Annotated in this window: 24 protein-coding genes; 6 read left to right on the forward strand and 18 right to left on the reverse strand. The window is 70.2% G+C overall.

The annotated features are described in order from the left end of the window. Nucleotides 1-74 precede the first annotated feature (74 nt). Nucleotides 75-377 (forward strand): hypothetical protein, encoded by a 303-nt coding sequence (locus tag ASD79_RS02530; RefSeq protein ID WP_056719472.1) that lies wholly within the window; start codon nt 75-77, stop codon nt 375-377. 147 nt (nt 378-524) lie between these two features. On the opposite strand, the gene ASD79_RS02535 is transcribed toward ASD79_RS02530, so the two are convergent. Both ASD79_RS02535 and ASD79_RS02540 read right to left on the reverse strand, forming a co-directional pair. After that, complete coding sequence (locus tag ASD79_RS02535; protein ID WP_056719473.1) at nt 525-1,670, reverse strand: CaiB/BaiF CoA-transferase family protein; 1,146 nt, start codon at nt 1,668-1,670, stop codon at nt 525-527. Then, on the reverse strand, nt 1,667-2,830 hold the full coding sequence (locus ASD79_RS02540) for a CaiB/BaiF CoA-transferase family protein (protein WP_056719474.1): 1,164 nt from the start codon (nt 2,828-2,830) through the stop codon (nt 1,667-1,669). The genes ASD79_RS02535 and ASD79_RS02540 overlap by 4 nt, the downstream gene beginning before the upstream one ends. A gap of 158 nt (nt 2,831-2,988) precedes the next feature. Here ASD79_RS02540 and ASD79_RS02545 point away from each other — a divergent pair, with 158 nt between their 5' ends. Continuing rightward, nucleotides 2,989-3,837, forward strand: coding sequence for an aldose 1-epimerase (locus ASD79_RS02545; protein WP_056719475.1), 849 nt, complete (start codon nt 2,989-2,991; stop codon nt 3,835-3,837). Between the two features lie 127 nt (nt 3,838-3,964). Here the strand turns inward: ASD79_RS02545 and ASD79_RS02550 are convergent, their stop codons facing one another. The 5 genes from ASD79_RS02550 to cydD all read right to left on the reverse strand — a co-directional run bounded on the left by ASD79_RS02550 (nt 3,965) and on the right by cydD (nt 10,507). After that, a complete protein-coding gene (locus tag ASD79_RS02550) occupies nt 3,965-4,612 on the reverse strand; it encodes a helix-turn-helix domain-containing protein (protein WP_056719476.1) in 648 nt (215 codons plus the stop codon). Between the two features lie 255 nt (nt 4,613-4,867). Then, complete coding sequence (gene fixJ / locus ASD79_RS02560) at nt 4,868-5,482, reverse strand: response regulator FixJ (RefSeq protein WP_056719478.1); 615 nt, start codon at nt 5,480-5,482, stop codon at nt 4,868-4,870. Further along, the gene (locus ASD79_RS02565; RefSeq protein WP_235524303.1) at nt 5,475-6,953 is read right to left on the reverse strand and encodes a PAS domain S-box protein; all 1,479 of its coding nucleotides are present in this window, start codon (nt 6,951-6,953) and stop codon (nt 5,475-5,477) included. Before ASD79_RS02565 ends, fixJ begins: the two co-directional genes overlap by 8 nt. Nucleotides 6,954-6,986: 33 nt before the next feature. Continuing rightward, entirely contained in the window at nt 6,987-8,687 is a 1,701-nt protein-coding gene (locus tag ASD79_RS02570; protein ID WP_056719480.1) for an ATP-binding cassette domain-containing protein, read from the reverse strand. Nucleotides 8,688-8,848: 161 nt separating this feature from the next. After that, nucleotides 8,849-10,507: a thiol reductant ABC exporter subunit CydD gene (gene cydD / locus ASD79_RS02575; protein ID WP_056719481.1), complete on the reverse strand. Its 1,659-nt coding sequence runs from the start codon at nt 10,505-10,507 to the stop codon at nt 8,849-8,851. A gap of 125 nt (nt 10,508-10,632) precedes the next feature. Between cydD and ASD79_RS02580 the strand changes: the two genes are divergently transcribed. The 4 genes from ASD79_RS02580 (at nt 10,633) to ASD79_RS02595 (ending at nt 14,218) form a co-directional block, all read left to right on the forward strand. Then, nucleotides 10,633-12,198: a cytochrome ubiquinol oxidase subunit I gene (locus ASD79_RS02580; protein WP_056719482.1), complete on the forward strand. Its 1,566-nt coding sequence runs from the start codon at nt 10,633-10,635 to the stop codon at nt 12,196-12,198. 12 nt (nt 12,199-12,210) lie between these two features. Beyond that, nucleotides 12,211-13,353: a cytochrome d ubiquinol oxidase subunit II gene (gene cydB / locus ASD79_RS02585; protein WP_056719483.1), complete on the forward strand. Its 1,143-nt coding sequence runs from the start codon at nt 12,211-12,213 to the stop codon at nt 13,351-13,353. Between the two features lie 12 nt (nt 13,354-13,365). Beyond that, on the forward strand, nt 13,366-13,488 hold the full coding sequence (gene cydX, locus ASD79_RS02590; protein ID WP_007669187.1) for a cytochrome bd-I oxidase subunit CydX: 123 nt from the start codon (nt 13,366-13,368) through the stop codon (nt 13,486-13,488). A gap of 277 nt (nt 13,489-13,765) precedes the next feature. Next, nucleotides 13,766-14,218, forward strand: a complete 453-nt coding sequence (locus ASD79_RS02595) for a chemotaxis protein CheW (RefSeq protein WP_007669186.1) — start codon at nt 13,766-13,768, stop codon at nt 14,216-14,218. Between the two features lie 106 nt (nt 14,219-14,324). Here the strand turns inward: ASD79_RS02595 and ASD79_RS02600 are convergent, their stop codons facing one another. From ASD79_RS02600 to ASD79_RS02645, 11 genes are all read right to left on the reverse strand, one after another. Beyond that, the gene (locus tag ASD79_RS02600) at nt 14,325-14,822 is read right to left on the reverse strand and encodes an ASCH/PUA domain-containing protein (RefSeq protein ID WP_056719484.1); all 498 of its coding nucleotides are present in this window, start codon (nt 14,820-14,822) and stop codon (nt 14,325-14,327) included. Nucleotides 14,823-15,034: 212 nt separating this feature from the next. Then, nucleotides 15,035-15,676: a ribosome biogenesis GTP-binding protein YihA/YsxC gene (gene yihA, locus ASD79_RS02605; RefSeq protein ID WP_082584775.1), complete on the reverse strand. Its 642-nt coding sequence runs from the start codon at nt 15,674-15,676 to the stop codon at nt 15,035-15,037. Beyond that, a complete protein-coding gene (gene yidC, locus ASD79_RS02610) occupies nt 15,676-17,538 on the reverse strand; it encodes a membrane protein insertase YidC (RefSeq protein ID WP_056719485.1) in 1,863 nt (620 codons plus the stop codon). The genes yihA and yidC overlap by 1 nt, the downstream gene beginning before the upstream one ends. An 8-nt stretch (nt 17,539-17,546) precedes the next feature. After that, nucleotides 17,547-17,981, reverse strand: a complete 435-nt coding sequence (gene rnpA / locus ASD79_RS02615) for a ribonuclease P protein component (protein ID WP_056719486.1) — start codon at nt 17,979-17,981, stop codon at nt 17,547-17,549. Between the two features lie 99 nt (nt 17,982-18,080). Then, nucleotides 18,081-18,215 (reverse strand): 50S ribosomal protein L34, encoded by a 135-nt coding sequence (gene rpmH, locus ASD79_RS02620; protein WP_012284717.1) that lies wholly within the window; start codon nt 18,213-18,215, stop codon nt 18,081-18,083. Nucleotides 18,216-18,318: 103 nt separating this feature from the next. Then, the gene (locus ASD79_RS02625; protein WP_056719487.1) at nt 18,319-18,645 is read right to left on the reverse strand and encodes a type II toxin-antitoxin system RelE/ParE family toxin; all 327 of its coding nucleotides are present in this window, start codon (nt 18,643-18,645) and stop codon (nt 18,319-18,321) included. A 6-nt stretch (nt 18,646-18,651) separates the two neighbouring features. Beyond that, nucleotides 18,652-18,852, reverse strand: a complete 201-nt coding sequence (locus ASD79_RS23670; RefSeq protein WP_156400327.1) for a hypothetical protein — start codon at nt 18,850-18,852, stop codon at nt 18,652-18,654. Between the two features lie 53 nt (nt 18,853-18,905). Beyond that, nucleotides 18,906-19,895, reverse strand: a complete 990-nt coding sequence (locus tag ASD79_RS02630) for an NADPH:quinone oxidoreductase family protein (RefSeq protein ID WP_056719488.1) — start codon at nt 19,893-19,895, stop codon at nt 18,906-18,908. 154 nt (nt 19,896-20,049) lie between these two features. Further along, nucleotides 20,050-21,093 carry an alpha/beta hydrolase gene (locus tag ASD79_RS02635; protein ID WP_056719489.1) on the reverse strand — a complete coding sequence of 348 codons (1,044 nt, stop codon included), beginning with the start codon at nt 21,091-21,093 and terminating at the stop codon, nt 20,050-20,052. Between the two features lie 36 nt (nt 21,094-21,129). After that, nucleotides 21,130-21,771, reverse strand: coding sequence for a TetR/AcrR family transcriptional regulator (locus ASD79_RS02640; RefSeq protein ID WP_056719490.1), 642 nt, complete (start codon nt 21,769-21,771; stop codon nt 21,130-21,132). Between the two features lie 203 nt (nt 21,772-21,974). Further along, entirely contained in the window at nt 21,975-23,354 is a 1,380-nt protein-coding gene (locus tag ASD79_RS02645; RefSeq protein ID WP_056719491.1) for an NAD(P)/FAD-dependent oxidoreductase, read from the reverse strand. Nucleotides 23,355-23,412: the final 58 nt, after the last annotated feature.

Here is a 23,412-nt window from a genome sequence, read left to right on the forward strand (position 1 = left end):
CAACCTGATCAATGCCTTACACAAAAACGCACGTTTTCTATCCTCGCTCCTCACGGCGGCCGCACACTGTGCGCATGACCCAAACCACCATCCCCGCCTGGTGCGAGACCCTGCAAGCCAAGCTGATGGCCGCCATCGACGCGGCCTGGGCGACCATCGAGAGCAGCGACGACCCGGTCGCGATCCGCAAGGCCCGCGACAAGGCCAAGGCCTGCGGCGAACTGGCCACCGTGGCCCGCAAGGTCGCGGCCCTGGTTGGCCTTGGCCAGCCAAAACCGATCGCGGCTGGGGCCTTGGCCGATCCGGCCGCGACCTTGACCCAGGCCGAACACGCCCTGCGCGCCCTCGAACAGCTCAAGGCCCGCCGGCGGCGCTGACTCGGACGAGGACACGCACCCTCTCCCATGGGGAGAGGGTGGGGCCCGCGCCGTAGGCGTGGGAGGGTGAGGGGGTAAGACGTCGGACGGCGTGCCGGCAGGGCGCCCCGGGGTAAATGGTGAGGGCGTAATCACCCTCCCACGCTTTCAGCGTGGGCCCCTCCCTCTCCCGCTGGGAGAGGGTTCAGGTCGCCACCCCTCGCCCCGATGTTCGTCCAACCCCGGCGCTTTCGGTTCCACCCGTCCGGGCTCATCCCGAAACACGATCGGCGTTCCCACCACGGCGTCGCCGTTGGCGTCGCGCGAGACCATTCCCCGCGCCGCCACGGCCGGGTCGTCGAAGGCGGCTTTCAGCGACCGCACGGGGGCGAAGCAGACGTCGCGGCCCTCGAACCAGGCCTCCCATTCGGCCTGGGTCCGGGTGGCGAAGGTCTCGCGGAAGAAGGCCCGCAGCGGCTCCTGGCCTGGCCCGGGCGGCAGGCGGGCGTGGTCCAGCAGGTCGGGCCGTCCCAGGGCCGCCAGCAGGTTGGCCGCGAACTTCACCTCCGAGCCGCCCAGCACGATCCACTGGCCGTCGGCGCAGGCGTAGAGGTTGAACATCGCCGCCCCGCCCCACGAGCGTTCGGCCTTGGGGACATTGGCGCGGCCTTCGGCGAACACCGGGCCGGTGGCGTTGGGGGTCCAGGCCATCAGGCTGTCGAGCATGGCGACGTCGAGATAATCGCCCTGGCCGGTCTTCTCCCGTCGCAGCAACGCCATCAGCACCCCCGACAGGGCGGTCAACGAGGCCAGGGCGTCGGCGGCCATCAGGCCGGGCATGGCCGGCTTGCCGTCCTGGCCTTCGTTCAGCGACACCAGGCCGGCCAGGGCCTCGACGGCCAGGTCGTGGGCCGGGCGGTCGCGATAGGGGCCGGTCTGGCCAAAGGCGCTGATCGCGCAGTAGACGACCCCCGGATTGACCGCCTTGACCGCGTCGTAGCCGACCCCCAGCCGGTCGACCACGCCGGGGCGGAAGGCCTCGACCAGCACGTCGGCCTCCTGGGCCAGGGCCCAGAACGCCGCCTGGCCCTCGGCCGATTTCAGGTCCAGCCGCACCGAGCGCTTGCCGCGATGGGTGTTGCGGAACCACACCGTCTGGCCGTGGGTGGCCAGGCCGATATGGCGGCTGGGCTCGCCCTCGCCGACCGGCTCGACCTTGATCACGTCGGCCCCGTGGTCGGCCATCATCAGGGTCAGCATCGGACCCGGCAGGAACAGGGACAGGTCCAGGACCTTGACGCCGTCGAGCTTCATCGGGCGTTCCCCGCCGCCTTGGGCCCCAGCAGCGCGCCGGTGTGCTCGCCCAGGGCCGGGGCGCGGGCGGCGGGCATTCTGCGGCCGTCGACCTTGATCGGGCAGGCCAGCATCTCCAGGCCCTGGGGCCGGGCCGGATGGTCGATGTGGTCGCGCATCGCCACCTCGGCGACGAACGGGTTGTCCAGCGCGTCGGCCAGGTCGGCGATCGGCGAGAACGGCACGCGGCCGCCCAGATAGGCCATCCACTCGGCCCCGGTCCGCGTGGCCATGATGGCGTCGAGGATCGGGGTCAGGGCGTCGAGGTTGGCGCGGCGGGCCGGCATGTCGAGGAAGCGGGGATCGGCCTTCAGATCGGGTCGGTCGACAAGGTCGCAGAACAGCAGCCAGAAGCGTTCGGTCTGGCACATCAGCATGCCCCAGCCGTCCTTGGTCCTGACCCGCTGCGAGGGGCTGATCGACGGGTGGGCGCCGCGCGGCAGGCGACCGGCGTGGTGGCCCTCGTTCATCGCCCACACCGCCGGATAGGAGGTCTGGTGCAGGGCCACGTCGAACAGCGACACGTCGATGTCGCAGCCCACCCGGCTGGCCCGCGCCCCGAGGATCGCCGAGACGATCCCCAGGGCGAACACCGAGCCGGTCATGAAGTCGACCATCGACAGGCCAAAGCGCACCGGCGGCCCGTCCGGCTCGCCGGTCAAGGTCATGAACCCGGCCTCGGCCTGCATCAGGTAGTCATAGCCCGGCCAGGCCTCGCGGCTGTTGCCCCGTCCGTAGGCGGACAGGTGAGCGCAGACCACGGCGGGGTTGATCGCCTCGAGGTCCTGGTAGCGGAGCCCCAGCTTCTCCGGCTGGTCGCCGCGCAGGTTGTTGACCACGGCGTCGGCGCCCGCCACCAGCCGCTCGAAGTCGGCGCGGCCTTGCGGCGTCTTGATCTCCAGGGCGACCGACTGCTTGCCGCGCGAGAAGGTCTGGAAGAACTGGCTGTCGGCCTCGCCCAGGAAGTAGGGGCCCAGGCCGCGGCTGATGTCGCCGCCCAGGGACGGGGCCTCGATCTTGATCACCTGCGCGCCCAGCTCGCACAGCAGCTGGGTGCCATAGGGGCCGGCGGCGTATTGCTCGACCGCCACGATACGCACGCCGTCCAGGGGTCTGTTCATCCGCTCCGCCTCTGCTTTGGAAGATGATGCGACGCCCGCCCGGCCGCGCCTAGGGCGACGTAGCGGAAGGCGGGGGCGGAAGCCGGGGCGAAGGGCGCTTGTTTCGACGGCGCGATGTGCGTAGCAAGCCGCTCAATGACGCCACCGAGTAAGGCCCCATGACCGTCGTCCTGCAGACCGCCCGCGCCCGCGTCGAGATCCTGCCCGCCCTGGGCGGCGCCCTGGGCCGGTTCACCTGGGACGGCCGCGACGTGACCCGGCCGACGCCGGCGGGGACGGCCGAGGTGCTCGACACCGGCTGTTTCCCGCTGGTCCCCTACTGCAACCGCATTCCGAACGGCCGCTTCAGTTTCGGCGGCCATGACGTGGTTCTGTCGCCGAACCTCGGCGATCACCCGCACGCCCTGCACGGCCAGGGCTGGCGCGAGGCCTGGACCGTGGAATCGGCGAGCCAGACCCAGGCGGTGCTGAGCTTCGACCATGCGTCCGGCGAGTGGCCCTGGGCCTATCGCGCCGAGCAGCGCTTCACCCTGGACGACGACGGCCTGCGCCTTGAGCTGTCGGTGACCAACACCGGCGGCGAGGCGATGCCGGCCGGCCTGGGCTTCCACCCCTATTTCCCGGCCAGACCCGGCGAGCGGCTGCGAGCCGGGGTCACGGGCGTCTGGATGATCGACGGCGACTGCCTGCCCACCACCCACGTGGCGGGCGCCTGGCGCTCGGACTGGGCGGTCGGGGCGCCGACGGCGGTCTCCGAGCTGATCGACAACTGCTACACCGGCTGGGACGGCGTCGCGACGCTGTCGGCGCCGGGCGGGGCCAGCACGACCCTGACCGCCTCGCCGGACTGCCGCTGGCTGCACGTCTATTCGCCGCCGGGCGCCGATTTCGTCTGCGCAGAACCGGTGGCCAACCGGCCCGACCCGTTCCACGGCGAGGATAGCGGGATCGTGGCCCTGGCGCCGGGGGAGCGCGCGGCGGTGTGGATGGTGGTGAGCTCCAGCTAATTCAAAAGCCCGTCATCCCCCGACTTGTTCGGGGGACCCAAGCCGAGCTGGCGGCAGCGTTCTTACGATGTATCAGCCGCCGCTTGGGTCCCCCGCATAAAGCGGGGGATGACGGCGTCGTGGTGGATCAATCCACCATCGCTTCCAGCGCCCCGCGATCCCGCAGCAGCACCTTGCGCGCCGCCGGCAGGGCGATCAGGCCATCCTGCTGGAACTGGGTGAGGGTGCGCGACACCGTCTCGATGGTCAGGCCCAGATAGTCGGCCATGTCCTGGCGGGTCATCGGCACGTCGAGCAGCACCTCCGCGCCCGTCCGCTCCGCCAGGTCGAGCAGCAGGGCGGCGACGCGCTCGCAGGCGGCGCGGCGGCCCAGCATCAGCGCGTGGTCCTGGCTGCGGCGCAGGCTGTCGGTGGTCAGTTCCAGCAGCCGCCGGGCGACGTCGCCGCGTTCCGCCGCCAGGGCGTCGAGGGCGGCGCGCGGCATCACCCGCACCAGGGTCTGGCCCAGGGTCTGGGCGCCGACCCGATGGGTCGCGCCGCGCTCCAGGCCGAACACGTCGCCGGGGAAGTGGAAGGCCTCGATCTGCCGGCGGCCGTCGCGCAGGATCCGGCAGGTGCGCACGCTGCCCGAAATCAACTGGTAGACCCGGTCGGCCGGCGCGTCCTGGTCGAAGATCGTCTCGTCGCGTCCGTGAGCGCGGTGCGGGCCGTCGAGGATCGGCGCCGCCGGTTGGCGGGCGGACGACGGTATTGGGGCGTGGATCACGGACAGCATGGAGATCTCCCGTTGGCGCCCCAATCTCCCGCGTCGGCGCGGAACGGTACAGTCGGGGCCCACGCCTAAGGGGGATTACCTAGAGCTCGCGCTCAGCTGCTTCATGGAAGCCAGCCATCCCACCTCCGCTTTCCCGGCGAAGGCCGGGACCCAGATTCATCCTGGGCGGCTCGTGGGTTTCACCTGGGCCCCGGCCTTCGCCGGGGAAACGGAGGAGGGGGCGATTCAAGAGCGAAAGTCGTGATCAAGGGATCGCTATCCCCCGCGGGCCGAAAGCGTCATGCGCACCAGGGCGGCCAGGTTGTCGGCGTGCATCTTGGCCATCAGCTTGGCGCGATAGATTTCGACCGTGCGCGGACTGATCCCCAGGTCGCGGGCGATGACCTTGTTGGGGTGGCCGTCGACCACCCCGTCCAGCACCTGGCGCTCGCGCTCGGACAGGGTCTCCAGGCGCTGCAGGGTCAGGGCGGTGTCGTCGGAGACCTGGGCCGAGGCGGGCGGCGGGGCGGCCTCCAGGGCGCGGGCCACGGCGTCGAGGATGCGGGCCTCGCCGAACGGCTTCTCGATGAAGTCGACCACCCCGGCCCGCATGGCCTCGACCGCCAGCGGGATGTCGCCGTGGCCGGTGATCATGATGATCGGTGTGCGGCAGCCCCGGGCGTTCAGCTCGCGCACCAGCTCCAGGCCGGTCATGTCGGGCATGCGCATGTCGGTGATCACGCAGCCGGCCCCGTCCAGCGGCAGGGCGTCCAGCAGGGCCAGGGCCGAGACGTGGCTGCGCACCTCGAAATCGGCGGCTTCCAGCAGGAAGGCCAGGGCCTCGCGGGCGCTCTCGTCGTCGTCGACCACATGGACCACGGCTTCACTCATCGATCGCATCCTCGTCGCGTTGGTCGTCGTCGTGCTGGGCCGGCAGGGTGAAGTGGAACACCGTCCCGCCCTTGGGGTTGGCGTCGGCCCAGATGCGGCCGCCGTGCGCCTCGATGATCGAGCGCGAGATCGACAGACCCACCCCCATGCCCTCGGCCTTGGTGGTCATGAACGGCTGGAACAGGCGGTCGCGGAAGTCGTCGTTGATGCCCGAGCCGGTGTCGGTGACGCTGACTTGGACCGAACCGCTGTCGAGCCGCTGGCTCGAGATGGTCAGTTCACGGCGCGGCGAGTCGGCCATGGCGTCGACGGCGTTGCGGATCAGGTTGACCAGGACCTGCTGGATCTGCACCCGGTCGGCATAGACCGCGTCGGCGGCGGGATCCAGCTTCAGGCGGGTGGTGACCAGGTGCTCGCGCGCCCCGATCAGGGCCAGGGCGGCGGCGTCCTCGACCACCTTGGACAGGCTTTCGGGCGCCCGCTCGCTGGCCCCGCGCCGGACGAACTCGCGCATCCGGTGGATGACGTCGCCGGCCCGCAGGGCCTGGGCCGAGGCCTTGTCGACGGCGTCGCGCACCTTGGCCTGGTCCTCCGGTCGGCCGCGATCGAGCAGGCGACGCGAGCCGGTCAGCAGGTTGGCGATGGCCGACAGCGGCTGGTTCAGCTCGTGGGCCAGGGTCGAGGCCATCTCGCCCATGGCCGTCAGGCGCGAGACGTGGACCAGTTCGGTCTGCAGGTCGCGCAGCCGGGTCTCGGTCTGCTGGCGATCCGTCAGGTCACGGATGAAGCCGGTATAGAACGGCCTGGAACCCCGGGTCTCGCCCACCGCCAATTCCATGGGAAATGTCGAGCCGTCCTTGCGCTGGCCCACCACCACCCGGCCCGTGCCGATGATCCGCTGCTCGCCGGTGCGGGCGTAGCGGGCCAGGTAGCCGTCGTGGCCCTGGTGGTGCGGCTCGGGCATCAGCAGGCTGACATTGCGCCCGATCGCCTCGGCCGCGCTCCAGCCGAACAACCGCTCGGCGGCCGGGCTGAACGAGGTCATGACGCCCGACAGGTCGATGACGATGACCGCGTCGGGGGCCGAGTCGAGGATCGACTGCAGGTGGTGGGTCATGGCGGCGGCGCGGCGGCGGGCGGCGTGGAACCAGCCGCCGCCGATCGACATGCCCACCCCGATCATCACGAACACCAGGCTCGACAGCGCCGTGGCCTGGTCGGGCAGGCCGCGCACCTTCAGCACCCACACCGCCGCGGCCGCCAGCACGGTGGCGAACAGTCCGGGCGCCAGGCCGCCGACCGCGGCGCTGATCAGCACCGCCGGCACGAACAGCAGGAAGGCCGAGGAGGCGGAGAAGCTGGGGGGCAGGGCCAGTTGGACCAGGCAGCAGGCGACCACCGTCGCCAGGGCCGCCAGATAGACGCGGGGCCGCAGGTCGCTGTGCAGCGTGCCGGCCGAAACCGTGGTCATCACGTGATAGCGGTCTCCGCTCCCCAAGGTCGGTTATCCTATAGCGCGGGGCGGAGCGATTGGCAGTTGCTGATCGCACAGGGCGCGTGGCGCGGCGCGGTGGCTGACCAGGACCAGGCCCTGGCCGGTGCGCTTGAGGCGGACGTCGAGGCGCTGGACGACCAGGGCCTCGGTGGCGGGGTCGAGGCCCTCGGTGGGTTCGTCCAGCAGCAGCCAGGGCGCGTCGCGCAGCAGGGCGCGGGCCAGGGACAGCCGCCGCCGTTCGCCGCCCGACAGGCGCTCGCCGTTCTCGCCGATCCAGGTGTCCAGGCCCTGGGGCAGGGCGCGGACCCGGGTTTCCAGGGCCGCGTCGGCCAGGGCGTCCCAGAGCGCGGTTTCGGCGTGGTCGCCGGCCAGGCGGAGGTTGGCGCGCACCGTGCCGGCGATCAGGGCGGCGTCCTGGGGGGCGTGGGCGAAGGCGGGGCGGAGGATCTGAACGTCCAGGGCTTCGACAGGTTGGCCGTCAATCTCCAACCTCAACCCCACACGCCGATCATCCCCGCGAAAGCGGGGACCCAAGCCGAGTTTGCGGCCTCGCTCGGCGGTCAATGGACCAAGGCCGCTTGGGTCCCCGCTTTCGCGGGGATGGTCGGAATTTGAGAGCCGCAGGGCCAGCAGTCGCTCCAGCACGGTGGTCTTGCCGCAGCCGGAGGGGCCGGTCAGGACCAGCCGCGACCCAGGCTCCAGGACAAGATCCCCAAAGCTCAGGCTCGGACGATCCGGCGCGGCAGGGGCGTCCGGCGTGGCCGGCGCATGAACCAGCACCTCGTCCAGCCGCTGAGCCGCCGCCTGCGCCCCCGCGTCCTGTTCGAACGCCTTGCCCAGACCGCCAAGCCCCTCCAGCGCCATGGCGGCCGCCAGGCCGGCCATGGCCGCCAGGGGCGCGGCGGCGGCATGGGCGAAGGCCAGGGTCAGGGCGACGGCGAGGCCGAGGATCAGGCCCTGCAGTACGGCCAGCCAGCCCTGGGCGGCGACGGCCTGGCGCTTGAGGTCGTCCAACGCCCGGCCCAGGGCCTCGACCTCTTCGGCGGCGCGGTCCTGGGCGCCATAGACCCGCAGCTCCGGCGCGGCGGCGGCATGGGCGGCCAGGGCATCCTTCAGGGCCCCGGCGGCCCGCTGGAGGGCGGGACCGGTGCGGGCGTTGAGGCGGCGGGCCAGCCAATGGGCGGAGGTCACCGCGCCGGCCACCGCCACGGCCACGACCAGGGCCGGGGCCCAGCCGGCCGGGGCGGCCATGGCCAGGCCGGCGGCGACCGCCGCACCCGCCCCCCAGGGGGCCGACAGGCGGATGAAGCGGGTCTCGACGGCGTCGATGTCCTGCACCAGCCGGGCCGAGGCCTCGCCGCGCGACAGGGCCAGGGCCTGGGCCGGCGGGCTGGCCGCCAGCGACGCGAACAGGGCCGGGCGAATGGCGGCCAGGGCCTTGAGCGCGGCGGCGTGGCCGCTCAGCCGCTCCAGGTAGCGGAAGGCGGTGCGCAGGATGGCCAGCAGCCGGATGCCGGCGCTGGGCAGCAGCACGTTGAAGGCCTGGGCGCTGGCCAGCCCGGCCAGGCCGGCGATGGCGGCGCCGGTCAGGAACCAGCCCGACAGGCCTAGCAGCAGCACCGTCGCCGCCCCGACGACGGCGGCCGAGGCGGCGGCCAGGCGCAGGCCGTCGGCGTGGCGCCGGCGCTGCTGGCGGATGAGAAGGGCCAAGGGCGACTCCCTTCCCCCTGGAGGGGGGAAGGGCTGGGGCTGGGGGTGGCGCCGCTGGCGGGTTTCACGCGGGCCGAACCCCATCCGGAAAGTCTTCCACCCCCGTCCCCGACCCTTCCCCCCTCCAGGGGGAAGGGAGCCGCCTGTTGTTCCGGGCCCGCTCACAGGCGCACCACGCGGTCGGCCAGGGCGGCCAGGACTTCGGAATGGGTGGCGATCAGCGTGGTGCGGCCCTCCGCGGCCTGGCGGATGACCGGCAGCAGGGCCAGCTCCGACGCCGCGTCAAGGTCGGCGGTCGGTTCGTCCAGCAGCAGGATCGTGGCGGGCTTGAGCATGGCGCGGGCCAGGGAGAGGCGCCGGCGCTCGCCGCCCGACAGGCCGGCGCCGCGTTCGTCGAGGCGGGCGTCCAGGCCGCCGCGCCCGTCCAGCACCTGGGCCAGGCCGACGATGCGGGCCACCTGTTCGAGCTGGTCGCGCGCGGCGGTCGGCCAGGCCAGGGCCAGGTTGTCGGCCAGGGTTCCCGGCAGGACCAGCGGCGACTGGCCCGCCCAGGCGACGGCGGCGGCGATCGAGCCCAGGTGCGACAGCCGCCGGTCGCCGACCAGCACCTCGCCGCCGCTCAAGGGCGCCAGGCCCAGCAACAGGTTCAGCAGGGTGGTCTTGCCGCTGCCGCTGGGGCCGAGCAGGGCGACGACCTCGCCGGGCGCGACGTCGAGGTCGAAGCCCTCGAACACCGGGGTCTCGCCCACCCCGTAGGCGACGGTCACCGCCTGGAAGCGGAGAGCGGGCGGGGCCTTGAACGTCACGAGGGGCGGGGCCGGTGCGGGGGCGGGCAGGGCGGCCAGGGTCTGGGCGGCGGCCTCGGCGGCCTGGCGGTCGTGATAGGCGGCGGCCAGGCGGCGCAGCGGGGCGTAGACCTCCGGCGCCAGGGCCAGGGCGAAGAAGGCCCGCTTGAGGTCCAGCTGTTCGGGAACCGGGAAGGGCAGCAGCCGCAACAGGTTGAAGCCGCAATAGACCGCCACCAGGGCCACCGACAGGGCGGCGAAGAACTCCAGCGCGCCCGACGACAGGAAGGCGACCCTCAGCACACGGATCGTACGACGAGCCAGGTCCTCGGCGGCCAGGGACAGGTCGCGGGTCACGGCGCCCTCGGCCTGGAAGGCCAAAACCACCGGCAGGGCGCGCACCCGGTCGAGGAACAGGCTTGAGAGCCGCTCCAGGGCCAGGAACTGCCGCCGCGACTCCTCGGCCGCCGCCCCGCCGGCTAGGGCCATGACCAGGCCGAAGGGGATCAAGGTCAGCAGCAGGATGGCGGCCGCCACCGGCGTGGCCACGGCGATGGCGGCGATGATCAGCAACGGCGCGAGCGCCGAGGCCAGCCGGGCGGGCATGAAGCGGGAGATATGGCCGTCCAGCGCCTCGACGCCCTCGACCGCGGCCGACAAGGCCTCGCCGCCGGTGCGTCTCGCCACGCCATGGCCGAGGATGGCGGCGACGGCCTCATGCCGAGCCCGGGCCTTGACCCCTGCGGCGGCCTTGGCGCCCGCCTCGGCGGCCCGCCTGGCCAGCAGGCCGCGCGCCAGGGCGGCGGCCGCGATCAGGACCAGCCAGGGCGCGGCGGCGGCCAGGCCGCGCGGCAGGGCGTCGATGGCCAATGCGTCGATGGAAAGGGCCAGGCCGGCGGCGAAGGCGATGGCGGCGGGCACGTCGGCCAGCAGCCACAGCGGCGCGGCCTGGCGCGCCCGGCCGCCGGCCAAACCGATGGTCTTCAGCCAGGGCCGCGCGACGGCGTCGAGGTCGGCGGTGAAACTGACGGGCATGCACTCGTGTTCAAGGAAAAGGGCGGGGGCGTCCTTGATCCGGATCAAAGCGTTCTAGCCACAACGCGTCTAGGGGTGGATGGTCGCTGGCGCGATCAATCGCCACGCGACAACCGGAGCGCTTCATGGACCCCGCCGTCGTCGATCTTTCCCGTCTGCAGTTCGCCCTGACGGCGCTGTACCACTTCCTGTTCGTCCCCCTCACGCTCGGCCTTTCCTTCATGCTGGTGATCATGGAGAGCGTCTATGTGATGACCAAGCGGCCGATCTGGCGGACCACGACGCGGTTCTGGGGCACGCTGTTCGGCATCAACTTCGTGCTCGGGGTCGCCACCGGCCTGACCATGGAGTTCCAGTTCGGCATGAACTGGTCCTACTATTCGCACTATGTCGGCGACATCTTCGGCGCGCCGCTGGCCATCGAGGGGCTGATGGCCTTCTTCCTCGAGGCCACCTTCGTGGGCCTGATGTTCTTCGGCTGGGACAAGCTGAAGCCGGTGGCCCACCTGGGCGTGACGTTCATGGTCGCCCTGGGCACCAACCTGTCGGCCCTGTGGATCCTGGTGGCCAACGGCTGGATGCAGAACCCGGTCGGCGCGGCCTTCAATCCCGACACCCTGCGGATGGAGGTCACCGACTTCAAGGCGGTGCTGTTCAATCCGGTGGCTCAGGCCAAGTTCGTGCACACGGTCAGCGCCGGCTACACCATCGCCGCCGTCTTCGTGCTGGGCGTTTCCGCCTATTACCTGCTGAAGGGCAAGCACAGGAGCGTCGCCAAGCGGTCGCTGACCGTGGCCGCCGCCTTCGGCCTGGCCTCGTCGCTGTCGGTGGTCGTGCTGGGCGACGAGAGCGGCTACGCCCTGACCGACAACCAGAAAATGAAGCTCGCGGCCCTGGAGGCCATGTGGGAGACCGAGCCGGCCCCGGCCGGCCTGACGGCGTTCGGCATCCCCAGCCTGAAGGACCGCAAGACCCACGCCGAGATCAAGATCCCCTATGTGCTGGGCCTGATCGCCACCCGCAGCCTCGACCGCCCGGTGGCCGGCATCTTCGAACTGGTCGCCCAGGCCGAAGGCCGCATCGAGAACGGCGTCATCGCCTATGGCGCGCTGGAGACCCTGAAGGCCAACCCCAAGGACCTGACGGCGCGCGGCGTGTTCGAGACCCACCGTCGCGACCTGGGCTACGCCCTGCTGCTCAAGCGCTATGTCGCCGACCCGCGCCAGGCCGACCAGGCCCTGATCGCCAAGACCGCCTGGGACACCGTGCCCAACGTGCCGGTGATGTTCTGGGCGTTCCGGATCATGGCCGGGACCGGGATGCTGATGATCGCCCTGTTCGCCACGGCCTTCCTTCTGGTCACCCTGCGCCGGCACGAGACCCGGTGGTTCCTGCGCCTGGCCGTCATCGCCATCCCGCTGCCGTGGATCGCCACCGAGCTGGGCTGGGTGCTGGCCGAGGTCGGCCGCCAGCCCTGGGCGGTGGAGGGCGTGCTGCCCACCTTCCTGGCCCCGTCCACCCTCAGCGTGGCGCAGCTGCTGACCAGCATCGTCGTCTTCACCCTGCTCTACGGCGCCCTGGCGGTGGTCGAGGTCGGGCTGATCCTCAAGACCATCAAGAAGGGCCCCTTCGCCGACCAGGAGGCCTTCCCGTCCCACCACGCCGGCCCCGCCGGCGAAGCCGTCGCCTAAGGAGATCGCACCATGGAACTCCCGATCGACTATCCGACTCTTCGCCTGATCTGGTGGGCCCTGCTGGGCGTGCTGCTGATCGGCTTCGCGCTGACCGACGGCTTCGACATGGGGGTCGGCGCCCTGCTGCCCTTCGTCGCCAGGACCGACGAGGAGCGCCGCATGGTGATCAACACCGTCGGCGCCACCTGGGAAGGCAACCAGGTGTGGTTCATCACCGGCGGGGCCTCGATCTTCGCCGCCTGGCCGCTGGTCTACGGCGTCAGCTTCTCGGGCTTCTACCTGGCCATCTTCCTCGTGCTGGTGGCGATGATCCTGCGGCCGGTGGGCTTCAAGTACCGCTCCAAGCGGCCGGACCCGCGCTGGCGGGCGTTCTGGGACTGGGCGCTGTTCACCGGCAGCTTCGTGCCGGTGCTGGTGTTCGGCGTGGCCGTGGGCAACGTGCTGCAGGGCGCGCCGTTCAAGCTGGATAGCGACCTGCGCACCACCTATCACGGCGCGTTCCTGGGCCTGTTCACCCCCTTCACCTTGGTCTGCGGCCTGCTGTCGACAGCCATGCTGGTGCTGCACGGCGCGGCCTGGCTGGGCGTCAAGGCCGAGGCGGGGCCGGTGCAGGACCGCGCCCGGCGGTTCGGCGCGGCGGCCGGGGTCGCCAGCCTGCTGCTGTTCCTGGTCGGCGGCCTGCTGGCCACGCGCCTGGGCTTCCGCCTGGAGGGCGTGATCGATCCGGCCGCGCCGTCCAACCCGCTGCGGGCCGCCGCCATCGCCGCGCCGGGCGCCTGGTTCGACAACTTCGGCCGCCATCCCTGGATGCTGGTCGCCCCGGCGCTGGGCTTCCTGGGCGCGCTGGTCGCCCTGGCCGGCCTGTGGAAGCGCTCGGCGGCCCTGGCGTTCGGCGGCTCCTCGGCCTCGGCGGCGGGGATCATCGCCACGGTCGGGCTGTCGATGTTTCCGTTCATCCTGCCCAGCAGCATCGATCCGCGCTCCAGCCTGACGGTGTGGAACGCCTCATCCAGCCACCTGACCCTGTTCATCATGCTGATCGTCGTGGTGGTGCTGATGCCGCTGGTGCTGCTCTACACCGCCTGGGTCTACAAGGTGCTGTGGGGCCGGACGAGCACCGCCGCCCTGAAGACCGATCCCGCCCTTTACTGAGGAGACCAAGCCATGTGGTATTTCACCTGGGTTCTGGGCCTGGGCCTGGCCGTCGCCTTCGGGGTGCTGAACGGCGTCTGGTACGAGTTCAACCTGACGGACGACGGGGACCTGGGGGCCTCGGAGCCGGATTGAGGCGCTGCTGGACACGCAAAGCCTCCCCCTGTGGGGGAGGCGGCCGAAGGCCGGAGGGGGGAGTTTTTAGGATCGTCGATCGTAGGTTCGGCCATCTTCCGATAACTCCCCCCTCCGTCGGCTGGGCCGACACCTCCCCCACAGGGGGAGGACCTTGGTCGGGCGCTACGGGCGGCAACGCGACAATTCGGCGCGCCGCCGGTAGCTCTGCATTAACCGTTATTAAACGGCGTCCGGGCTCTTGTGGCGGCCATATCTCGAGCCCCTGGGAACGACCATGACCGATCACGCCGAACCCGCCCTGGAGCTGATCTCGTTCTGCATCGGCGAGCAGGAGTTCTGCATCGACGTCAAGACGGTCCGCGAGATCCGCGGCTGGACCCCGGCCACCCCGATCCCGCACGCCCCCAGCTTCCTGAAGGGCGTCATCAACCTGCGCGGCGCGATCATGCCGGTCATCGACCTGCGCAACCGCCTGGGCCTGGGCGTCACCGTCCCCGAGACCCGCCACGTCATCGTGGTGGTCGAGTGCCAGGACCGGCTGGCCGGCATCCTGGTCGACGCCGTCAGCGAGACCTTCACCGTATCGCGCGACCACCTGCAGCCGACCCCGGACCTGGGCACGGACGAACTGCGGTTCATCCAGGCGATCATCTCGTTGGACAGCCGCCTGATCACCTATCTGAAGATGGACGACGTCTTCCCGGCCCAGGTGCGCCAGGCGGCGTAGACTTTCCGTTCCATCGCGAACGACAAAAGGGCGGACCACCAGGTCCGCCCTTTTTTGATTCAGCGGCGGGGACGGGGACAGGCGCATGCGCCTGTCCCCAATCGATCTACTTCCCCCGCACGATCCGCGCCGCCGCCCCGTGGAAGCTGGCCTCGGCTTCGGCGGCGGCGGCCACGGCGTTGTGGCGGTCGGCCGAGACCGGCATGGCCGCGCGGCCGGTGGTCGGGGCGGCGTAGCTCTGGGCCACCTTGCGGGCGTCCTGGGCGCGCAGGGCGGCGTTGGAGGCCGTGGTCTCATGCCAGTGGGCCAGCTGCTCGGCGGTCAGGGCCCCGTCGCTGGGCATGTCGCCATGGTGGACCACTTCGCCGAAGCCGATGGCCACGAAGCCGTGGATCACGCCGTAGTCCTCTTCCGACAGCAGGAAGGTGATCTGCCGCTCCTCGACCTGGCCGGTATAGACGTCCAGCTCGGGGTCGAACTCGCGCAGCACCAGCACGTCGCCGACCGCGAACTCGCGGTCGTTGCGGCGGATCTCGAAGCGCTTCTTGCCCGAGCGCACGGCGGCGAAATATTGCGGCCAGGTCTTCAGTTCGTGACGGGTCATGGGGGACTTCTTCGGGAAACGGGAGGCGTGGCCTTAGCCGGCCGATCTGGCTGGAAGGTTAAGGCCTGGGAACGAGGTTGTGGAGAGATTTGGCGCCGTGCGTCCTTCGAGGCTCGGCTTCGCCTCGCACCTCAGGAAGAGGAATTCAGCAACAACGCTCCTCTTCCTGAGGCGCCCGCGCAGCGGGCCTCGAAGGACGCACGGCGGGTCCGCTAAGACAAACACGTCCGGGCGATCTCGGCGCGCAGTTCGGGCAGGCCGGCGCCCTTTTCGGACGAGGTGGCCAGCACCCTGGGGAAGGCGGCGGGGCGCTTGGCGATGGCCTTCAGGGTCGCGGCGACCGTGGCCTCGACCTCGGCCGGCTTCATCTTGTCGGCCTTGGTCAGGACGATCTGGTAGGAGACCGCCGCCACATCCAGGGCGTCCAGCGCCTCGGTGTCCACCGACTTCAGCCCGTGGCGGGCGTCGATCAGCAGATAGACCCGCTTCAGGTTGGCCCGGCCGCGCAGATAGGCCCGGCCCAGGTCCTGGAACTTGTCGGCCACGCTGCGGGAGACCCGCGCGAAGCCGTAGCCGGGCAGGTCGACCAGCCGCAGCTGCTCGGCCAGCACGAAGAAGTTGACCTCGCGCGTGCGGCCCGGCGAGTTCGAGGCCCGGGCCAGGTGGTTCTGGCCCACCAGGCCGTTGATCAGGCTGGACTTGCCGACGTTGGAGCGGCCGGCGAAGGCCACTTCCGGCAGGATCGGCGGCGGCATGCCGTCCATCTTGACGGCGCCCATCATGAAGGTCGCCGGCTGGGCGAACAGCACCCGGGCCGCCTCGATCTCGTCGTCGGTATAGGCGAGTTCGTCCATCAGGTGGCCTCGGCGGTCTTGCCGCGGAAGCGGTTCAGGAGCTGGTCGATCGGGTTGTCCACCTTGTAGCGGCGCATGATGATGTACTGCTGCAGGATGGTCAGCACGTTGCTCCAGCACCAGTAGATCACCAGGCCCACCGAGAACTGCGACAGGGTGAAGGTGAAGATGATCGGGAACAGCTGGAAGATCTTCTGCTGCAGCGGATCGCCGGCCGGCGGGTTCATCGCCGTGGTCAGCCACATGGTGAAGCCGTACAGCAGCGGCCAGACGCCGATGTGCAGCGGGCCGTCCAGGAATCCGCCGATCAACGGGGCCATTGCCGGATCCCAGTGGATCGCGCCGAACAGCTTCCAGATGGTGGAGGGGTCGCGGGCCGACAGGTCGGTGATCCAGCCGAAGAACGGCGCGTGCCGCATCTCGATGGTCACCGTCAGCACCTTGTACAGCGAGTAGAAGATCGGAATCTGGATCAGCATGGGCACGCAGCCCATCATCGGATTGATTTTCTCCTTGCCGTACAGCGCCATCATTTCCTGCTGCTGCTTGGCGGGATCGTCCTTGTGCTTGGCCTTGAGCTTCTCGACCTCGGGGGCGATCTTCTTCATCTTGGCCATGGACTCGTAGCTCTTGTCCGCCAGCGGGAAGAGGATGAGCTTCAGGGCCACGGTCAGCAGCATGATGGCGACGCCGAAGTTGCCGACCAGCTTGTAGAAGATCTCCAGGACGTTGAAGATCGGGCGGGTGAACACCGAGAACATGCCCCAGTCGACGGCCTTGTCGAAGCTGGGGATGACGCTGGCGGGACGGTTCCAGAACTGCCACCAGACCACCGGCTTGCCGCCGTATTCGTAGCGGGTCAGCAGCGGTACGGTCTTGGCGCCGGCGAACAGGCGGGTGGTGTGGTTGACGGTCTGGCCGGGCTGCAGCGACTTGGCGGCGCCCAGGAACATCGACTCATAGATGTCGACGCCGCTGGCGGGCACCACGCGGAAGTGGCCCTGCACGGTCTCGGACTGCTCGGGCACCAGGGCCGCCAGCCAGTACTTGTCGGTGATGCCGTTCCAGCCGCCCTTGGACTCGAAGGTCTGGTCCGGCTTGTCCTTCTTCCACTTCTGGTACTTCGTCTGGCTCAGGACGTACTTCTCGTCCTTGACGCCGCCGAACACGCCGATGGCGCCTTCGTGGACGATCTGAGTCTTGCCCAGGGTGTCGGGAACGCCCTGGCGCTGGACCGAGGCGTAGGGGGCCACGGCGACGGCCGCGCCGCCCTGGTTGCGGACGCTGTCGGCGACGGTGAACATCGCGTCGCTGTCGACCGAGATCTGGCGGGTGAACACCAGGCCCTGGCCGTTGTCATAGGTCAGGGTGACCGGGGAATTGGGGCGCAGCACCTGACCGGCCGGGGCCGTCCACACGGTTTGCGGCGTGGGCAGGCCCGGCAGGTTGGCGCCGGCCCAGCCGAAGTCGGCGAACCAGGCGTGCTCGGCGCCCTCGGGGCGGAACAGCTCGACCGGCGGCGAATTCTTGTCGGCCGTCTGGGTGAAGCGCTTCAGCCAGAGGTCATCGATGCGCGCGCCCTTCAGGGCGATCGAACCCGACAGGGCCGGGGTGTCGACGATGATGCGCGGGCTCTGGGCCTTGGCCTCGTCGCGCGACAGCTTCAGCGGCTGGGGCTTGCCGTCGGCGCCGACCACCATGCCGGGCGTCAGGGCGACCTGCGCCTCGGCGACCTTCCTGGCCTGGACGGCGGCGGCTTCCTTGCGGCTGGCCGGGCCCGCGTACAGGAACTGGTAGCCGATCAGGATCGCAAACGCGCAGATGAGGAACATCAGCGTGTTTTTGTTGGAGTCGTTCTGCATGGGGTGACTTAACCAGAAACGGAGGAATCGGGCGCGACGGGGGCGTGCGGAGCGGGCTTGTCGCCCGGGCCCGCGCGATCGTGTTCGGCGGCGAGGCTTATCAGCGCGGTTTTAACATCGTCAAGCAAACGCCCCCACGCCCGCTGGCCAGTTCCGCCGCGGGCAATGAACACATAGTCGCATGAAGGGCGGCCATGAAGGGGAAGAAGTAGCCTGGCGGCCTCGCGAAGGCGTCTTTTGGCGCGATTTCGCTGAACGGAGCCGCCGATCTTCTTGGTGGCGGTGAATCCGACCCGGATCAGCGGGTCGTCGTCGAGGCGGGCGCGCATCTGCATGAACACCGCGCCGCGCGCCAGGGCCGGAGCCTTGGCGGCCCTCAGGAAGTCCGGGCGCTTCCTGAGGCGCTCGATCTTCACGGATGGCGGAAGCTGGGCTTCGGTCATGAAAAAAGCCGCCCTTTCCGGCGCAGGCGCTGGGCCTGGTTCGAGGAAAGGGCGGCTTCCATCATGGTCTTGTTTCCCGCGAAAAGCGGGAGAAGGCTTTTAGGCCGTCAGGCGCTTACGGCCCTTGGCGCGGCGACGCGCGACGATCTTCTGGCCGTTCTTGGTGGCCATACGCGCGCGGTAGCCGTGACGGCGGGCTCGCACGAGCTTCGACGGCTGGAATGTCCGCTTCACGAGGTGGCTCCGATAATAATGGGACGCGAGGGCCGAGGGGCCTCCGCGAGTGAGGGGCGGTGGATAAGGGAAGGGGCGCGGCCTGTCAACATGAGTCCGCGCCTTATCGAGCCCGCAGCCGAACGGGATCATCCTGACCCGGCAATTTCACGTGCAGCACCCGCACGTCTCCAGCAGTGGCGTTGTCGGCCGTGTCAGGCAGGACGCGGAAGTAGATCGTGCAGCCGCTGACGATCCGCTCGCGCACGCCAGCGAACTTGGCGCTCGTCCTGAACCGCACCGGGGCGTTGATCAGGTCCTCGATGGCTTCGACCAGATCCTGAAGGCGCCGCAAGGCTTGGGGCGTGGGTCCATCATAGGCGAAAAACCGATCCGCCGCCGCCACGATGTCGCCCTCCGCGCGTGGCGAGACAACCAGTTCGCGGACCAACTGGGATCAGTCGCGCTTGGCGAGGGCGACACGCGCCCGCGCGTCATCCAGCACGCGTCTGAGAAAAGTCGCGGCGTCCTGGCCCCGCAGGCCGAGGCCCGCGTCACAATCGCGATCCGCCTTCGCCAAGATGGCGGCTGTCTCCAGATCCTCGGCCGAGGACACTTCGGAAGGTTGCGAAACGGCATGATCGCGACGGCTGGACATGGTTCGATCATAGCTCGCTCAGGCGGCGATTGGAACCTGCCGCCGGGGTGGGCTCAGGTGGAGATATCGGGCCGGATCACCGCCTTGCCGATCACTTGGCGCTCCGCCAGCAACTCGAACGCCTCGCGCCACCGCTCCAGCGGCAGTTCCGCATGCACATGCGGATGGATCACGCCCTGGTCCGCCATCCTCCGCACCGCCTCGACGTTCTCGCGCCCCTTCTCCGGGAACTGGCGGCCGTACTCGCCGGCCCGCACGCCCATCACCGAGAAGCCCTTGATCAGCGGCATGTTGACCGAGAGCGTCGGGATGCGCCCCGTCGTGAAGCCGATCACCAGCAGCCGGCCGTCGAAGGCGATGCAGCGCACGCTCTCGTCGAACACGTCGCCGCCGACGGGGTCGTAGATCACGTCGGCGCCGCGTCCGCCGGTGATCGCCTTGACCTTGTCCTTGAAGCCCTCGGTGACATTGACCACGGCGTCGGGGGCGTAGAGGGCCTGGATCGCCGCCAGCTTGCCGTCGGAGGCCGAGGCGGCGATCACCCTGGCGCCCAGGGCCTTGGCCAGGTCCACCGCCGCCAGGCCCACGCCGCCGGCCGCGCCGTGCACCAGCACCCACTCGCCGGGCTCCAGCCGCGCCCGCCGTACCAGGGCGACATAGGCGGTGAGGTAGGCCGCGCCATAGGCCGCCGCCTCGCCGAACGACAGCCGGGCGGGCTTGGGCTTCAGGGCGTCGGCCGATAGCACCGCATAGTCCGCGAACCCGCCCAGCCGCGCGCCGCCGACCACGGCGTCGCCGATCTTCCAGCCCGTCACCCCCTCGCCCAGGGCCGCCACCTCGCCGGCCAGGTCGAGGCCGGGCGTGAAGGGCAGGGGCGGCTTGAACTGGTATTCGCCGCGGGTCATCAGCAGGTCGGGGAAATTGACGCTGGCGGCCTTCACCCGGACCATCACCTCGCCGGGCCCCGGCGTGGGCGTGGGGACGTCGCGGATCGCGCAGCCGGCGAAATCAGGAGCCAGGGTTTCGACGACGAGGGCGCGCATCAGACTCCCTTCCCCCTGGAGGGGGGAAGGGTTGGGGATGGGGGTGGAAACGGTTCAGGATAGGGCTGGAACGCGGCGCGACCCACCACCGGCGCCACCCCCATCCCTGCCCTTCCCCCCTCCAGGGGGAAGGGTTCAAGAACGCTATTCATCGCTAGGTCCGCGCCTCGAACCCCGCCCGCACCAGCCGCGCGATCTCCCGGCACGCCGCGTCGGCCGCGGGGACCGCCCCGGTGAACGCCGTGAACCCGTGCGCCAGGCTGTCGTAGCAGCGGTAGGTGGTCGGCACGCCGGCCGCGACCAGGCGCTTGGCGTAGGCCTCGCCCTGGTCGACCAGCGGGTCGAAGCCGGCGGTGATCACCACGGCGGGGGCCAGGCCCGCCAGGTCGGTGGTCTTGTCGGGCGACAGGCGCGGATCGGCCGGGTTGGCGTCCGGACCCATATAGTGGCCCATGAACCAGTCCATGATCGGCCGGCTCAGCGGATAGGCGTCGGCATAGGTGGTCATGGACGCGGTCTCGCTGGCCACGTCGACGGCGGGGTAGATCAGCAGCTGCAGGGCCGGCTGGGCCTCGCCCGTCCGCTGCATCTCCTGGGCGACGATGGCCGCGAAGTTGCCGCCCATGGAATCGCCGCCGATCGCCGCCGTCCCGGGCAGGGCCCCAAAGCGGGCGGCGTTGTCGCGGCTCCAGCGGAAGGCGGCCAGCACGTCGTCCAGACCGGCCGGGAAGCGGTGGTCGGGGGCCAGGCGGTAGTCGACCGAGATCACCGCCGTGCGGGCGATCCGCGCCAGGATCCCGCAAAAGGCGTGGCAGGTTTCCAGGTCGCCGATCACCCCGCCGCCGAAGTGGGCGAAGACGATCAGCGGCGCGTCGCTGTCCTGGTCGGCCGGGCGGTAGGCGCGGAGCTTCAAGGGGCCTTCAGGCCCGTCGATCGACAGGGTCTCGGTGCGTACGCCGGGCTCGGGCGGACCGCTCATGGCCGCCAGGCCCTTGGCGCTGGCGGCGCGGGCCTCGTCCGGCGACAGGCTGGTGATCGACGGCATCTTGGCCGCTGCGGCGGTGAGGAACTGGAAGCGCGGGTCCAGGGTGCGTCCGCCGCGATAGACCGTCCCGCCGCCGGACATCGCCCGCAGGATCGGGCCGGGCAGCGACATCAGGACCTTGAGGATGAACTTCTGGACGGCGGGATCGGCCATTTGGGGGCTCTCGTTGTTGTCGGGCGCGAAAAGGCTCTAGAGGCGAGGCAGGGCGGGCAGGCCGCCCAGGATCATCCGGACGGCGAAGTCGGCCGCGCCCTCGACGTCGATCGGCCGGCGCTCCAGCATCTTGTCGCCGACCTCGCGGGCCACCGCGATACAGGCGGCGGTGAAGTAGTCCAGGTCGACGGCCGGGGCGTGGTCGTGCTCCAGCACCTTGGCGAAGGCGTCGCGCACCTCGTCGAACACCGCGACGATTTCCGGGGTGGCGCGGGCGTGGGGAAAGACCTCGCCGGCCGGCCGGTTGATCCGCCAGCTCTCGTGCTCGCCTTCCAGAAAGTCGAAATAGGCGCGGATGGCGCCGCGCAGGAAGCTTTCGAAATCGACGGCCTTGTCGGACTCGGCCCGCAGGATCGGCCGGAAGCGCCGCGCGCCGTCGTCGGCCAGGGCGTCGAACACCTCTTCCTTGGACTTGTAGTAATTGTAGAAGGTGCCCGAGGCCAAACCCGTGCGGCGGATGATGTCGCGCACCGTGGCGGTCTCGTAGCCCAGCTCGCCGAACACCGCGCGCGCCGCGTCGAGGATCGCCTGGCGATTGGCGACCTTGGTGCGCTCGCGCTTGCCCGGACGGCTGTCCTCCGGATCCGGGCGGGCGGGGAAATAGGCGATGTTCGACATCGGAACGCGACTCGTGGCGAGGCCAGATGACGCCCCGTCATGATTTCAGCCCCAATCGGGGATTGGAGCAAGCTCTGGCTGAACCGCCCTGCGTCCTTCGAGGCTTCGCTTCGCTACGCACCTCAGGATGAGGACGGTGGTCTGTTTCTGATTTCCTCATCCTGAGGCGCCCGCGCAGCGGGCCTCGAAGGACGCACCGCGTTTCATTCCGCCGCCAGGGGCAAGGCCTCGCCCGCCCGGGCCGCCACCGGCAAGGCGCCGCCGGCCGCCCGCGCCCGCTTCTCGCCCGCCGCGATCTCCTTCTTGAGGTCGGCGCAATAGACCCCGAAGTCGACCTGGATGGTGTGGCGGGCCGAGGCGTAATACTGGCCGGTGTGGCGTTCCTCGTCCTTGGCGGTGATCTTCGCCATCTCCGCTTCGCTCGGCGGCGCGTAGCGGCCGGTCAGATAGGCGGCGACCAGCTTGGACTGCTGCTCGGCGAAATTGACCAGGGTCGGCAGGGCCTGGGCCAGGCCCATATAGAAGAGGTTGGGCGCGCCCGGCTTCATCATCCGTTTGAACAGCGGCAGGCGGTGGTCGGCGTCGGGAACCAGGGCCGGCTCGTCCAGGAACGGGAAGCTGATCCTGTAGCCGGTGGCGAAGACGATGACGTCGACCGCCTCGACGCTGTCGTCGGCGAAGCGGACCTCGCGGCCCTCCAGCGCCTTGATCGCCGGCTTGAAGGTGATGTCGCCGCAGCCGGCCCGGGTCAGGAACTCGCCGGACACCGAGGGGTGGGCCTCCAGCGGCTCGTGGTCGGGCTTGGGCAGGCCGTAGTCCTCCATCCGGCCCACATGCTTGCGGATCAGGCCGCGGACGATCTTCAAGCCCAGCTTGCGCGGCATCCACGGCGGCATGGCCGACTTGTCCGACGGCTTGCCGTTCAGGTATTTCGGAAACACCCAGACCCCGCGCCGGGCCGAGACGATCAGCTTGCCGGCGATCGGCCGTTGGGCCAGCTCACTCGCAATGTCCATGGCCGAATTGCCCATGCCCACCACCACCACGGTCTTGCCGCGCATGTCGACCGGGTCGAACGGGTCGCTATAGGCGTGGGCGTGGAAGGCGACGCCGTCGAACTGGCCGGGATACTCGGGAAGGCGCGGGTCCCAGTGGTGGCCGTTGCAGACCAGCAGCACGTCGTAGAGCCGGGTCTCGCCGGTCGACAGGGTCACCGACCACAGGCCGTCGTCGGTGCGCCGGGCGCTGGTCACCTTGGTGTTGAAGGTGATGGTCTCGCGCAGGCCGAAATGGGCCACGTAGTCCTTGAAATAGGCCAGGACCTGGCTGTGGTGCGGGAAGTCGGGCCAGCCGGCCGGGACCGGGAAATCCTCGAAGGCCAGCCGCCATTTCGAGGTGTCGATGTGCAGGCTCTCGTAGCAGGCCGACAGGCCGTTGGGGTTGCGATAGTACCAGTTGCCGCCGATGTCGTCGGAGGCCTCGAAACAGTCATAGGGGACGCCGGCGTCCTTCAGCCGCTTGGCGGTGGTGAAACCGCTGCAGCCCGCGCCGATGATGCAGGCCTTGGGTAGCGCCGGAGCCATCGCGTTCTCCCTGACTTATCGTTGTTCAGGAGAGCGTAACAGCGTTATCCGGCAGGTC

Origin of the sequence: Caulobacter sp. Root655, from assembly GCF_001427665.1 — a bacterium.
In the GTDB taxonomy this organism is placed as follows: domain Bacteria; phylum Pseudomonadota; class Alphaproteobacteria; order Caulobacterales; family Caulobacteraceae; genus Caulobacter.